Here is a 12,998-nt window from a genome sequence, read left to right on the forward strand (position 1 = left end):
GGCCGGGTCAAGGCCAGGCTGCTGCCCCGAAGGGTTATTCGTTCGCGTGGCGTTCTCCGGCGCCGCTTTCTCCCTCCCCGGCCCCTCTCAGCGGACCAGGACCGCGGCCACCAGCAGGTAGGACAGCCAGGCGACGATGCCGGCGGCGGGGATCGTCAGCACCCAGGCCCAGACGATTCGCCCGGCCAGCCCCCAGCGCACCGCCGAGGTGCGGCGGGCCGACCCCACCCCGACGATCGCGCCGGTGATGGTGTGGGTGGTCGACACCGGGATGCCGAGCCAGGTGGCGCCGAACAGGGTCATGGCGCCGGCGGTCTCGGCGCAGAAGCCCTGGTAGGGTTTCAGGTCGGTGATGCGCGACCCCATGGTGCGGACGATGCGCCAGCCGCCCATCATGGTTCCCATGCCCATCGCGAGCTGGCAGGCGATGATCACCCAGAACGGCACGTGGAAGCTGCCGTCGAGCATGCCCTGGCTGTAGAGCAGCACGGCGATGATGCCCATGGTCTTCTGCGCGTCGTTGCCGCCGTGGCCCAGGCTGTAGAGCGCCGCCGACAGCAGTTGGAAGTGGCGGAACTGGCGGTCGACCGCGAAGGGCGGCACCCGGCGCAGCGCCCAGGACAGCACCAGCATCAGCAGCAGCGCCAGCAGCAGGCCGATGCCCGGCGACAGCACGATGGCGACCGCGGTCTTGGTGAAGCCGCTGGCGATGATGGCGCCGACCCCGGCCTTGGCGATGCCGGCCCCGGCGATGCCACCCACCAGCGCATGGGAGGAGGAGGAGGGCAGCCCCAGCCACCAGGTGATCAGGTTCCAGCCGATGGCGCCGATCAGGGCGGCCAGGATCACCGCGGGATCCATCACCGCCGGGTCGACCAGGCCGGTGCCGACGGTGGTGGCGACGTGCAGGCCGAAGAACAGGAAGGCGATGAAGTTGAAGAAGGCCGCCCACAGGACCGCCAGCTTCGGCGACAGCACGCGGGTCGACACCACCGTGGCGATGGAGTTCGCCGCGTCGTGCAGGCCGTTGATGAAGTCGAAGGCGAGCGCCACCAGGATGATGACGAGGATCGCCGGCAGACCGAGTTGCAGGGCCTCCATCGCCGCCTCAGACCTGGTCGAGGGTGATGCCCGCGACCAGGTCGCCGACGTCGTCGCAGCGGTCGGTCACCGCCTCCAGCATCTCGTACAGCTCGCGGCGGCCGAGGAAGGCGATCATGTCGGGCTTCTCGGCGATCAGCGACTGCAGGGCGCCGCGCAGGACGTCGTCGGCCTCGTCCTCCAGGTCGGACAGCCGGCCGCAGAGATGGTCGATGCGGTCGGCGTTGCGCGCGATGGCGCCCAGCAGCGGCATCAGTTCCAGCAGCAGGTCGGCCTGCTGGCGGATCAGCGCCACGAAGCGGCACATCGGCTCGTCGAAGGTCTCGATGCCGTACAGGCCGGCGTGGCGCGGCACCTCGTCCATCAGGTCGATGGCGTCGTCCAGCGCGTTGATCAGCGACAGGATGTCCGACCGGTCGAAGGGCGTGATGAAGGCACGGTGGAGGTCGCGGCCGGCGTCCTTGGCGACGCGGTCGGCGTCCTTCTCCACCCGCTTCAGCGTGGCGATCTTCTCGGCCCGTTCCCCCGGCCCGGCTTCGATCACCGCCTCCAGCGCCGCCGCCGCCGCCACGATGTGGCGGGCCTGCTCGACGAACTGGTCGATGAAGCGTTCCTCCTTCGGCATCAGCGAACGGAATGCGCGCAGCAGCATGGGGCGGTGTCTCGCATAGGCTTCGAATTCGGGCTGCTCTTACCACGCTTCTCGATGCGGTGCAGCGGCAGCCTGTCATGTAAACGCCATGAAACAGTCATGCGGTGCCAAAATCGCCACACATCGCGTCCGGCACCGGCTTTTCCGCGCCGGCCGGCCACCCCAGATGTCGGACAGGCCCGACCACCCGCAGGTGTCCCGTCATGATACGCCCGCCCTTCCCGCCCCGTCCCGCCGCGGCCGCGCTCGCGCTTGCACTGTCCGCCGTGCCGTCGGGGGCCTCGCCGGCGCAGGCGCAATCGGCCGCCCCGCCGGCCACGGCGGAGGATGCCTGCAGCCCGACGGTGGCGGCGGCGCTCGACACCTGGGATGCCGGGATGGCGGCGGCCGAGCGGTTCGGCGACCGGGCGGTGGCTCTGGCCCGCGAGAAGGGCCGCGATTACCTGCTGCCGCTGCTGGGCATCGATCCGAAGGCCGTGCCGCAGCAGGACGGTGCCGGGACGAACGGCACCACCGACCAGCTCGGCCGTGCGGTGGAGGACAGCCGCAACGATCCGCCCAAGCGCAGGCAACTGTGCATCGCCGTCTCCCGCGGGCTGGAGGATGCCCGCGGCACGGCCGGCGCCGGGCTCGACGCCCTCAAGCGCGCGCTGGAGGACTGGCGCCTGACCCCGCCGCCGCCCGCCCCCACCCCCTCCCCCACCCCCTCCGGCCCGGCGCCCGGCGCCGGCGGCATGATCCGGACCTGACCGTCCTTCCACCCATCCATCCGGCGGGCCGATGTCCAAAAGGAGGCTCGGCGCAAGAGGCGACCTCCGCCCAAGCCGTCCGGAATTTGCCGCCTCTGCCCCGCGAAACGGTCACAGGCGGAATAATGTCGGCGCCCCTATGTTGATGTCAGCGAAGGGCCGCCCGCGGCGCCGGTCACACGGCGTCCGGGACCTGGCCCGGATCGCGGCGGGGTGCCGGGGTGTTCGTTTTGTCACAGACCGGTGTTTGTCACAAACGAACGTCATAATCCCTGTTGTGAAAACCGGGACCAAAGATCAGGCTGTTCGTACCTCCAACCAATTCCCGAGCATGGGAAGGTGCCATCCATGAATCTGCACAGTCTGGCCAGCGACATGGTGAATACCGCTCTGGCCTGTGAAAAGGCGCTCCCCGGACGGGCGAACGCCGACGAGTACGACCTGGCCCGTCAAATCCTGGCCGAACCCGACCACGCCTGGCACGTCTGCGAGACCTACGCCCGTGCCGTCAGCATTCCGGTCGAACAGCTTCCGGTCAGCCAACTGCGCGGCCTCATCAGCGACATCGTTCTTTCCAAGCTCCCCCGATACGACTGATTTCCTCGATCCCAGGTGCCGGCCCCAGTTTCCGGGCCAATTGCCGGAACGAGCCGGGTTCTTACATCCCGCAATCATCAAGTTCCGTGGTGCCGCCATGGCGATCGAGCTTCATTCCTTCACCGTAACGCTGGCCGTCGCGGATGCGACCGGGTGCGCCAGCGCCGCCGAACATCGTGCCCGCATCTGGAAGGCCGTCTCCGACCTGTCGGCCGCGGTCCGCAGCGCCGGCATGACGACCGAGGCCCGCTTCCGCGGCCAGGACCGCCAGGGTCATGTCCTGTTCGAGGCGACCGATGCCGGCGCCGCCTTCCTGCGCGGCCTGCCGACCATCACCCGCGTCGACGACGCGCGCCTCAACGGCGGGCGGGTCGTCCTTCGTCACTGACGGCCTCTTCACCGACGGCTTCATCGCCGTCGGCCCGGCCCCATCGACGCGAAGGCCCGCCGCACCCGGTCAGGGTGCGGCGGGCCTTCGCATGATCCTCCGGCTTGCGGTCCCCAGGCTGCCGGCCCGTCCGGGGCCGGCGTTTGGCCCGGCGCGCGGGTCAGCGTGCGCGGTGGCGCAGGGGGTGGACGTTGCTTTCGCTTTCCGCCTCTTCCGACGGACGGACCTTCTTGAGCTGGACGATGAAACGTTCGGCGCCGTTCTCCATGACGGCGATGCCGGTCAGCCCGTGTGCCCAGTCGCAGGGAACGACATGGATTTCCTTGATGGTGGCGGTGCCGGCCGCAAGTTCAGCGCGGTCAAGGACCACATCCCCGACGCGGAACCCCAAATAGGCATCGATCAGCATTCTGTTGGGCGTCCGTCTTCCGTTTCAGGCCACGCACGGAACCCGCACCATCGGGTGAAGCTCCATTGCCATGGACCATCTTGCCATAGATTGGTCCGTACGCGAGGCTTTCCCAGTGGATTCGGTGTTCTTAGACCTGAAGAGGGCGCCCGCCGGTTCCGGAATGGCGGCCTCGGAAGCACCCCGGGCGGAAGCGGTCTGCCCCGTGCGGGGAAGCCGGCGGAGCGTTGTTGGCAGCGGCGCGGTTGGGCTAGGGTCGCCTGACGGGTGCCTCCCGGCATTGTCCCGCGAAAGGTCGGTCCGTCGTGCAGAGTTGGCTGGTGCTGGCCGTATCGGCGGCCTATCTGGGAGGGCTGTTCGCCGTCGCCTGGTGGGGCGACCGGCGGAGCGCCGGCGGGGCGCCGTCGCCCGGCCCGCCGCGCATGGCCGGCATCCTCTATGCGCTGACGCTGTGCATCTACAACACGAGCTGGAGCTTCTACGGATCGGTCGGCCGCGCCTCGGCCAGCGGCTTCGACTTCCTGCCGATCTATCTCGCCCCGATGATCCTGCTGCTGGCGGCCCGTCCGGTCTTCGCCAAGACCATCGCCATCACCAAGGGCCAGAACGTCACCTCCATCGCCGACTTCATCGGCGCCCGCTACGGCAAGAGCCGGGCGGTGGCGGCGCTGGTGACGCTGGCGGCGCTGGTCGGCGTGCTGCCCTACATCGCCCTCCAGTTGAAGGCGGTGGCCGCCAGCTTCGACGTGCTGACCGCGCCGTCGCTGGCCGTGCAGGGGCCGCCGCCGCCCTTCTGGAGCGACACCGCCCTCGCGGTGGCGCTGTCGATGGCGCTCTTCACCATCCTGTTCGGCGTCCGCCACATCAACGCCAGCGAGCATCACCGCGGGCTGATGCTGGCCATCGCCTTCGAGAGCCTGGTCAAGCTGACCGTCTTCCTGGCGGTGGCCGCCTTCATCGTCTGGGGCATGTTCGACGGCTACGGCGACCTGATCTCGCGCCCGCAGGCCGGCCCGCTGCTGTCGCCGGACTTCGGCGACCCGACCTGGTGGTCGAACACCGCGATCTCGGTCATCGCCTTCCTCTGCCTGCCGCAGATGTTCCATGTGGTGACGGTCGAGAACGAGAACCCCCGGCACATCCGCGCCGCCGCCTTGATGTACCCGGCCTATCTGGTGGCCCTGAGCGCGCTGATGATCCCCATCGCCGTCGCCGGGCTGGTGACGTTCGGCGGCTCCGACGGCACCTTTGGGGGAGGCCCCGGGGGAGGCGTCAACCCCGACACCTTCATGATCACCCTGCCGATCGCCGCCGGGGCGGGCGGCTTCAGCCTGCTGTCCTTCATCGGCGGCCTGTCGGCGGCGACCGGCATGGTCATCGTGGCGGCGGTGTCGCTCAGCACCATGCTGTGCAACGACGTGGTGATGCCGCTGCTGCTCAGCCGCCCGCGCTTCGCCGCCCGCGTCGGCCGGCGCGACATGGTCGGCGCGCTGCTGCTGGTGCGCCGGCTGTCGGTGCTGGGGATCCTGCTGCTGGCCTATGCCATGCACCGGCTGGTCGACCGAGACTACCCGCTGACCGTCATCGGCCTGCTGTCCTTCGTCGCGGTGGCGCAGTTCGGCCCGGCCTTCTTCGGCGGCCTCTACTGGCCGCGCGCCAACCGGGTGGGGGCGCTGGCCGGGCTGGGCGCCGGCTTCCTGCTGTGGGTCTACACGCTGCTGGTGCCGGCGATGGCGCGCATCGTCCCGCTCCCCTCCGAGCTGCTCGACCTCGGCCCCTGGGGCATCGGCTGGCTGCGGCCGCAGGCGCTGTTCGGGATCGAGGGCCTCGACCCGATCTCGCACGCCAGCCTGTGGAGCCTGCTCGCCAACCTGGCCGCCTTCGTCGCCGGTTCGCTGCTCGCCCGCTCCAGCGTCGTGGAGCGGACCCAGGCCCTCGCCTACACCGGCGCCACCGGCGAGGCCGACGACGACGACGATCCCCATGTGCCGGCCAGGCTGGCCGACCTGCGCGCGCTCGCCATCCGCTTCGTCGGGGCGGAGCGCGGCAACGCCGCCTTCGATGCCTACGCCGCCGGGCGCCGGGGCGAGGCCGGGCCGGCCGACCTCGACGCCGTCCGCTTCACCGAGACGCTGGTCGCCGGGGCGATCGGCGCCGCCTCGGCCCGCGTGGTGATGGCGGCGTCGCTCCAGGGCCGGTCGCTGTCGCGCGGCGCCGCCATGGCCATGCTCGACGAGGCGTCGGAGGCGCTGCGCTTCAACCGCAGGCTCCTGGAAGCGACGCTGGAGACCATCGCGCAGGGCATCTGCGTGATCGATGCCGAGCACCGCATCGCCGCCTGGAACCACCGCTACCTGGAGCTGCTGGACCTGCCCGCCGACATGGTGCGGGTGGGCGTGCCCTTCGCCGACCTGATCCGCTTCAACACCGCCCGCGGCGAGTATGGCGCGCACGACCTGAAGGCGCTGCTGACCAACCGCGACCCGTCGGTCCAGGAGTGGCCCTACCGCTACGAGCGCCGGCGGCCCGACGGCACGGTGCTGGAGATCGTCGCCAGCCCGCTGCCGGAGGGCGGCTACGTCTCCACCTACACCGACGTGACCGAGCGCTACCGGGCCGCCGAGGCGCTGCGCGAGGCCAACGAGAGCCTGGAGCAGCGCGTGCAGGAGCGCACCGACGCGCTCCAGCAGGCCAAGGCCGAGGCCGAGGCGGCCAACGCCAGCAAGACCCGCTTCCTCGCCGCCGCCAGCCACGACCTGCTGCAGCCGCTGAACGCCGCCCGCCTGTTCGTCTCGGCCCTGGAGGAGAGCATGAACGGCCCGCCCCCCGCCCCCGAGCGGCGGGCGGCGGAGCGCGGCATGATCGAGAACGCCGCCGCCTCGCTGCACTCGACCGAGATGCTGCTCGGCGGGCTGCTCGACATCTCCTCGCTGGACGCCGGCAGGGTGCGGGTGCAGGTGAGGGCCTTCGCCATCGACGAGCTGCTGAGGGGGCTGGGGGTGGAGTTCTCGGCCCTGGCGCAGGAGCGGGGCCTGACGCTGAGGGTGGTGGGCTGCGGTGCGATGGTCCGCTCCGACCCGCAGCTCCTGCGCCGGGTCCTGCAGAACTTCCTCTCCAACGCCATCCGCTACACGCCGAGGGGCAGGGTGCTGCTGGGCTGCCGCCGGCTGTCCCGCGGCGGCGCCGACCGGCTGCGCATCGAGGTTTGGGACACCGGCCCCGGCATCCCCGCGTCCAAGCGCCGCGAGGTGTTCGAGGAGTTCCGCCGGCTCGGTCACGAGGGCTCCGCCGTCTCCGGGGGCGCCCCCGGCCATCCGGCGGGAAGGATCGAGGACAAGGGGCTGGGGCTGGGGCTCGCCATCGTCGACCGCATCGCCCGGCTGCTCGACCATCCGGTGACGCTGCGCTCCACCGTCGGGCGCGGCACCGGCTTCGCCGTCGAGGTTCCCCGGACCGATGCGGCTGCCGCTTCCCTCGACCGTCCCGCCCCGGTTCCGGCCGGCGCGCTGGCCGCCGGCCTGCTGGTGCTGTGCATCGACAACGAGGAGCCGATCCTGGCGGGGCTGCGCGCGCTGCTCGGCCAATGGGGCTGCCGGGTGGCCACGGCATCCGACGTCGACGGCGCCCTGGCGGCCCTCGCCGCCTTCGACGGCGCGCGTCCCGACGTGGTCTGCGTGGATTATCACGTCGGCGGCGGCCAGACGGGGCTTGCGGTTCTCCAGCGGTTGCGGGAATTGTGGGGCCTGCCGACAAGGGGGCTGCTGCTGACCGCCGACCGCTCGGAGGCGGTGCGGGAGGAGGCGGAGCGTTGTGGCTGCGGCGTGCTGTACAAGCCGGTCAAGCCGGCCGCGCTGCGCCGCTTCCTGAACGGCGCGGCGCTGCAGGGCACGGCGCTGCAGGGCGCGGCGGTGGCCGAACGGTGAGGCCGGATCCGGGCGGAGAAGCCGGGCGGCCGCGAAGGGGGGCGGAAGCCATGGATGAAGACACTGCCGGGAGCGGGATCGCCGCGGGCGCGACCATCGTCATCGGCGACGACCACCCGCTGGTGCAGGCGGCGCTGCGCGATGCGCTCGGCCGGGTGATGCCGGGGGTCCGGGTGATCGAATGCCCGGACCTGGACTCGGTGATGCGCGCGGTGGCGGAGCGGCCGGACGGGGTCGACCTCGTCCTGCTCGACCTCAACATGCCGGGTACCCACGGCTTCGCCGGCCTGTTCCTGATGCTGGCCGACCATCCGACGGTGCCGGTCGCCATCCTGTCGGCGCTCCGCGACTCCGACACCATCCGCCGGGCGCTGGCCTACGGCGCCTCGGGCTACATCCCGAAGTCGCTGGCGATGCCGGCGATGGCCGACGCCATCCGCGCCATCCTGGCCGGCGAGACCTGGGCGCCGCCGCTCTCCGCCGCCTCGGTGGAGGCTGAGGAGGCCGAGCTTGCCCGCCGCTTCGCCTCGCTGTCGCCGCAGCAGCTCCGCATCCTGACCATGATCGTCGACGGCAAGCTGAACAAGCAGATCGCCGGTGAGCTGAACGTGTCGGAGCAGACGGTGAAGGTCCATGTCTCCAGCATCCTGCGCAAGCTGAACGTGGTCAGCCGCACCCAGGCCGCCGTGGTGGCCGGCCGGCTGGCGGTGGAGGGGGACCTGCTGCGCTGACCGGCGTTCCCAGTTTGTACGCATAAGCTGGCGGTCGGGCCGGCCCTTTGCTAGACTGCGACCGGTTCGGGCGCAGGGCCCGGGCCTCTGGTCGCATGTCTTGAGTCGCATGTCTTCAATCACGTGCCTTGAACCACGTGGAAAAGCCAAAAGCCTAGCGAAAGCCGAGAGTCTGCCGGCATCATGACCACGGCCCTGGACTGCGTCTGCCGCGACTGCGCCGCCGCCATTCCGGGCGAGGTGACGCGCTGTCCGAAATGCGGCAGCCGGCGGCTGTTCCGCCATGCGGAGCTGCACCGCCTGTCCATCGGCCACATCGACTGCGACAGCTTCTACGCCACGGTGGAGAAGCGCGACCGGCCGGAACTGGCCAGCCGGCCGGTGATCGTCGGCGGCGACGACCACCGCGGCGTGGTGGCGGCCTGCTGCTACGTGGCGCGCATATCGGGCGTGCGCTCGGCCATGACGATCCGCGAGGCGCTGGACCGCTGCCCCGACGCCACCATCATCCGCCCCGACATCGCCAAGTACCGGCAGGTCGGGCACCAGGCCCGCGCGATCATGGAGGCCTTCACCCCCCTGGTCGAACCGATCAGCATCGACGAGGCCTATCTCGACCTGGCGGGCGTGGAGGAGCGGCTCAGCATCAGCCCGGCTCAGGCGCTGGTCGAGATCGTCCGCCGTTTCGAGCGGGAGCTGCGGATCACCGCCTCCATCGGGCTCAGCCACAACAAGCTGCTGGCCAAGATCGCCTCCGACCTCGACAAGCCGCGCGGCTTCTCGGCGCTCGGGCGGGCGGAGGCGGCGGCCTTCCTGGCGCCCAGGCGGGTGACGATCCTGTGGGGCGTCGGCCCGGCGCTGGAGCGCAAGCTGTTCGCCGACGGCATCACCCGCGTCGGCGACCTGCAGGACAAGGACGAGCATTGGCTGGTCAAGCGCTACGGCGCCATGGGCCGGGTGCTGTTCAACTATGCCCGCGGCGAGGATCGCCGGCGGGTGAGCCCCGAATCGGTCAGCAAGAGCATCTCGTCGGAGGAGACCTTCGACTGGGACGTCACCACCCTGCCCGCCCTGGCGCAGGAGCTGCGCCCGCTGGCCGAGAAGGTGTCCCGCCGGATGGAGCGCGAGGGGCTGCTCGGCCGCAGCGTGGTGCTGAAGCTGAAGACCAGGGACTTCCAGCAGCTCACCCGCTCCCGCCGGATCGAGCCCACCCGGTCGGCCGAGGCCATCCTCGCCGCCGGCATGGCGCTGCTGGAGCGCGAGGCCGACGGCCGCGCCTTCCGCCTGATCGGCATCGGCTGCACCGATTTGACCGATCCCGAGACCGCGCCCGATCCGGAACTGGACCTGTTCGGCTGAGGCGGGTCAGCCCGCCTCCTCCATCGCCGGGGGGACGCCCGGCCGGACCACGCTGCGGATGGCGAAGCTGGACTGGATGCGCACCACGCCCGGCAGCCGCGACAGCGAGTCCATGTAGATGCGGTCGTAGTCGGTGGAGTTCTGCGTCACCACCCGCAGCAGGTAATCGGAGCTGCCCGACAGCAGGTAGCATTCCCGCACCTCCGGGCAGCGGCGGACGGCGGCCTCGAACCGGCGCAGGTAATCGTCCGTCTGCCGTTCCAGCGTGATCTGGACGATGACGGTGACCGCGCGCTCCTCGCTGTCGGTCTCGATGATCGCGGTGTAGCCGCGGATCACCCCCGAATGCTCCAGCATGTGCAGGCGGCGCAGGCAGGCCGACGGCGACAGCCCGACCTCGGCCGCCAGCTTCGCGTTGCTCATCCGGCCGTCCTTGCGCAGCAGCCGGAGGATCTTGTGGTCGAGGGGGTCGAGGGCATGCATGCAATTTTATTCGAAGATGTGGCGGATCATGCGAAATCACCAGCATGAAACGGTGGCTTCATGCAAGGCTTTGCAGAGATTCTCCCCGGCACGCGGCCGTATAGTGACGCTTTCGGTACAATCAGTGATGCGGAAAATTTCATAGAATACGGTTTCCGGGGTGCCGGACCGCCGGGTGGATTTCCGCGTCGGAAGGGAGCTGTCATGGTCACGCGCATCGGCGTTCCCAAGGAAATCAAGAACCACGAATACCGCGTCGGCCTGACGCCGGCCTCGGTCCGCGAGCTGGCGGCGGACGGCCACTCCCTGCTGGTGCAGAGCGGCGCCGGGGCCGAGATCGGCTTCTCCGACGATGCCTACCGCGCCGCCGGGGCCGAAGTCGCCGGGTCCGCCGAGGAGGTGTTCGCCGGGGCCGACCTTATCGTCAAGGTCAAGGAACCGCAGCCGGCGGAATGTCGCAGGCTGCGGCCGGACCAAGTGCTGTTCACCTACCTGCACCTCGCGCCCGACCCGGAGCAGGCGCGCCTGCTGATGGAGAGCGGCTGCACCGCCATCGCCTACGAGACGGTCACCGACCGCTTCGGCCGCCTGCCGCTGCTGGCGCCGATGTCGGAGATCGCCGGGCGGATGGCGATCCAGGTCGGTGCGGTCGCCCTGCAGAAGAGCAACGGCGGCTCGGGCATCCTGCTGGGCGGGGTGCCGGGCGTGCTGCCCGGCAGGGTGCTGGTCATCGGCGGCGGCGTGGTCGGCACCAACGCCGCCCGCATGGCGATGGGCCTCGGGGCCGACGTGACCATCGCCGACCGCTCGATGCCGCGGCTGGCCCAGCTCGACGAGCTGTTCGGCCCGCGGCTGAAGACGGTCTATGCGTCGGCCGACGCGCTCGACCGGCTGGTGGCCGATTGCGACCTCGTGGTCGGGGCCGTGCTGGTTCCCGGAGCGGCGGCGCCCAAGCTGGTGCGGCGGGACCAGCTCGCCGGCATGCGCCGCGGCTCGGTGCTGGTCGACGTCGCCATCGACCAGGGCGGCTGCTTCGAGACCAGCCGCGCCACCACCCACTCCGACCCCACCTATGTGGTGGAGGGCGTCGTCCACTACTGCGTCGCGAACATGCCGGGGGCGGTCGCCCGCACCTCGACCGAGGCGCTCAACCACGCCACCCTGCCCTTCGTCCAGGCGCTGGCCGCCAAGGGCTGGAAGCGCGCGCTGGCCGAGGACCCGCACCTGCTGGCCGGCCTGAACGTCCAGGGCGGCCGGCTGACTCATCCGGCGGTCGCCGGGGCTCTCGGGCAACCTGTTGCGGCTGCCGAAACCCTTGTGAATGACTCGTGATTGAGAACCGAAGGGAATTTTCCCGGAGGCGTGCCCCGGGAAATTTTCGGCGGATCGCGCAGAAGGCATCGGAACGTTTGTTGTTTTTTTTGCAGGCTGGAAAGAGAGTGTTGCGCCTACGGATCGAGTTGCTTTACCTGTGTCTTGTCAAGAAAAAGGGTAAGCATACGCATCCGGCGCTAAAGTGCCGGGGCCAATGATCAAGAACAGATTTGAACAGGGTAAGGCTCGGCGCCTTGCGCCGACTGGGCTGGATCGGGCGGGGAGTCCCTCCCGACCGGCCGTTTCACGACACCGTGCCCGGCAGCGATGCCGGTGGGGACGCCATGGCGATGCGCCATGCTGCGCGAGTGGGAGCTGTTGGTATGGTCGATCGCTGGAATGCCGCCCGGGTGCCCGCCAGCACGCCGGCGACATCGTCGCACTTCCGCCTTGCGGATGGCCCGCCGGATGGTCCGCCTGATGGTGCATCGCTTGGCTCGTCGGACGGCCCGCTGACATGGGCATCCGCATGCCGCTCCCCTGCCTTGGACTGACTTGTCCGGGTCCTGCACTGATTTCGTCCGATCCGCCGGCCTTCCGATCGACATGGTCCGATCGGCGCCGGGGGGATCGGCAGGAACCGGGTGCGGCGGCGGGGTTCCAGGGCGTCCCCTGCCTCCGTCCGGATGTTCTCCCCCGTTCATCCGGACCGGAACGCCGCTGCCGCACACGGCTTTGCGCCATCGCGCCCGCGCCCATGCCACGCGCATCGCCGGCCGGACCGCCGACCGGGCCGCCACCTGGGCCGCCCAGTCGGCGCCGGCCGGCGATGCGGTCTCGTGTCCATGGCCGCGGATGTTCGTCTTGAGTTCGGGAGTCCGGGAGAAAGCAGCCTGATGGAATATTTTCTACAGCAATTGATCAACGGCCTTTCGCTTGGAGCGATCTACGGTCTGATCGCGATCGGCTACACGATGGTGTACGGCATCATCGGCATGATCAACTTCGCGCACGGCGAGATTTACATGATCGGCGCATTCGTGGCGCTGATCACCTTCCTGGCGCTGGGAGCGCTCGGCATCACCTGGGTGCCGCTGGCGCTGGTGATCATGCTGGCCGCCTCGATGCTGTTCACCAGCGTCTATGGCTGGACGGTGGAACGCATCGCCTACCGGCCGCTGCGCTCCTCGCCCCGCCTGGCGCCGCTGATCTCGGCCATCGGCATGTCGATCTTCCTGCAGAACTACGTCCAGATCCTCCAGGGCGCCCGCTCCAAGCCGCTGCAGCCCATC

The 12,998-nt window shown here is 70.2% G+C and carries 12 protein-coding genes; 8 read left to right on the forward strand and 4 right to left on the reverse strand.

Annotation, left to right across the window (positions count from 1 at the left end):
- Window positions 1-87: 87 nt before the first annotated feature.
- Entirely contained in the window at window positions 88-1,101 is a 1,014-nt protein-coding gene (locus J2850_RS02340) for an inorganic phosphate transporter (protein WP_209978339.1), read from the reverse strand.
- Window positions 1,102-1,108: 7 nt separating this feature from the next.
- Window positions 1,109-1,753, reverse strand: a complete 645-nt coding sequence (locus tag J2850_RS02345) for a DUF47 domain-containing protein (RefSeq protein WP_209978341.1) — start codon at window positions 1,751-1,753, stop codon at window positions 1,109-1,111.
- Window positions 1,754-1,956: 203 nt separating this feature from the next.
- Between J2850_RS02345 and J2850_RS02350 the strand changes: the two genes are divergently transcribed.
- From J2850_RS02350 to J2850_RS02360, 3 genes are all read left to right on the forward strand, one after another.
- The gene (locus tag J2850_RS02350; protein WP_209978343.1) at window positions 1,957-2,502 is read left to right on the forward strand and encodes a hypothetical protein; all 546 of its coding nucleotides are present in this window, start codon (window positions 1,957-1,959) and stop codon (window positions 2,500-2,502) included.
- Window positions 2,503-2,850: 348 nt separating this feature from the next.
- Window positions 2,851-3,099 (forward strand): hypothetical protein, encoded by a 249-nt coding sequence (locus J2850_RS02355; protein WP_209978350.1) that lies wholly within the window; start codon window positions 2,851-2,853, stop codon window positions 3,097-3,099.
- Window positions 3,100-3,196: 97 nt separating this feature from the next.
- Window positions 3,197-3,487 (forward strand): hypothetical protein, encoded by a 291-nt coding sequence (locus tag J2850_RS02360; protein WP_209978352.1) that lies wholly within the window; start codon window positions 3,197-3,199, stop codon window positions 3,485-3,487.
- Between the two features lie 160 nt (window positions 3,488-3,647).
- Here J2850_RS02360 and J2850_RS02365 read toward each other — a convergent pair whose 3' ends face one another.
- Window positions 3,648-3,896: a hypothetical protein gene (locus tag J2850_RS02365; protein ID WP_209978353.1), complete on the reverse strand. Its 249-nt coding sequence runs from the start codon at window positions 3,894-3,896 to the stop codon at window positions 3,648-3,650.
- A 305-nt stretch (window positions 3,897-4,201) separates the two neighbouring features.
- On the opposite strand from J2850_RS02365, the gene J2850_RS02370 reads away from it, so the two are divergent.
- The 3 genes from J2850_RS02370 to J2850_RS02380 all read left to right on the forward strand — a co-directional run bounded on the left by J2850_RS02370 (window position 4,202) and on the right by J2850_RS02380 (window position 9,909).
- Window positions 4,202-7,819, forward strand: a complete 3,618-nt coding sequence (locus J2850_RS02370; protein ID WP_209978354.1) for a hybrid sensor histidine kinase/response regulator — start codon at window positions 4,202-4,204, stop codon at window positions 7,817-7,819.
- Window positions 7,820-7,869: 50 nt separating this feature from the next.
- On the forward strand, window positions 7,870-8,550 hold the full coding sequence (locus J2850_RS02375) for a LuxR C-terminal-related transcriptional regulator (protein WP_209978355.1): 681 nt from the start codon (window positions 7,870-7,872) through the stop codon (window positions 8,548-8,550).
- 183 nt (window positions 8,551-8,733) lie between these two features.
- Window positions 8,734-9,909, forward strand: coding sequence for a DNA polymerase IV (locus J2850_RS02380; protein WP_209978356.1), 1,176 nt, complete (start codon window positions 8,734-8,736; stop codon window positions 9,907-9,909).
- A gap of 6 nt (window positions 9,910-9,915) precedes the next feature.
- Here J2850_RS02380 and J2850_RS02385 read toward each other — a convergent pair whose 3' ends face one another.
- A complete protein-coding gene (locus tag J2850_RS02385; protein ID WP_209978357.1) occupies window positions 9,916-10,392 on the reverse strand; it encodes an Lrp/AsnC family transcriptional regulator in 477 nt (158 codons plus the stop codon).
- A 204-nt stretch (window positions 10,393-10,596) separates the two neighbouring features.
- Here J2850_RS02385 and ald point away from each other — a divergent pair, with 204 nt between their 5' ends.
- Window positions 10,597-11,724, forward strand: coding sequence for an alanine dehydrogenase (gene ald, locus J2850_RS02390; protein WP_209978358.1), 1,128 nt, complete (start codon window positions 10,597-10,599; stop codon window positions 11,722-11,724).
- A gap of 878 nt (window positions 11,725-12,602) precedes the next feature.
- The coding region (locus tag J2850_RS02395) for an ABC transporter permease subunit (protein ID WP_425514122.1) at window positions 12,603-12,998 on the forward strand (396 nt) is incomplete at its 3' end.

Origin of the sequence: Azospirillum picis, from assembly GCF_017876115.1 — a bacterium.
In the GTDB taxonomy this organism is placed as follows: Bacteria; Pseudomonadota; Alphaproteobacteria; order Azospirillales; family Azospirillaceae; genus Azospirillum; species Azospirillum picis.

Bases quoted from the DNA above. Each gene is read 5' to 3' on its own strand.
- J2850_RS02345 (WP_209978341.1), bottom strand. From the start codon at position 1,753: ATGCTGCTGCGCGCATTCCGTTCGCTGATGCCGAAGGAGGAACGCTTC.
- J2850_RS02375 (WP_209978355.1), top strand. From the start codon at position 7,870: ATGGATGAAGACACTGCCGGGAGCGGGATCGCCGCGGGCGCGACCATC.
- ald (WP_209978358.1), top strand. From the start codon at position 10,597: ATGGTCACGCGCATCGGCGTTCCCAAGGAAATCAAGAACCACGAATAC.
- J2850_RS02385 (WP_209978357.1), bottom strand. From the start codon at position 10,392: ATGCATGCCCTCGACCCCCTCGACCACAAGATCCTCCGGCTGCTGCGC.
- J2850_RS02365 (WP_209978353.1), bottom strand. From the start codon at position 3,896: ATGCTGATCGATGCCTATTTGGGGTTCCGCGTCGGGGATGTGGTCCTT.
- J2850_RS02360 (WP_209978352.1), top strand. From the start codon at position 3,197: ATGGCGATCGAGCTTCATTCCTTCACCGTAACGCTGGCCGTCGCGGAT.
- J2850_RS02355 (WP_209978350.1), top strand. From the start codon at position 2,851: ATGAATCTGCACAGTCTGGCCAGCGACATGGTGAATACCGCTCTGGCC.
- J2850_RS02380 (WP_209978356.1), top strand. From the start codon at position 8,734: ATGACCACGGCCCTGGACTGCGTCTGCCGCGACTGCGCCGCCGCCATT.
- J2850_RS02340 (WP_209978339.1), bottom strand. From the start codon at position 1,101: ATGGAGGCCCTGCAACTCGGTCTGCCGGCGATCCTCGTCATCATCCTG.
- J2850_RS02350 (WP_209978343.1), top strand. From the start codon at position 1,957: ATGATACGCCCGCCCTTCCCGCCCCGTCCCGCCGCGGCCGCGCTCGCG.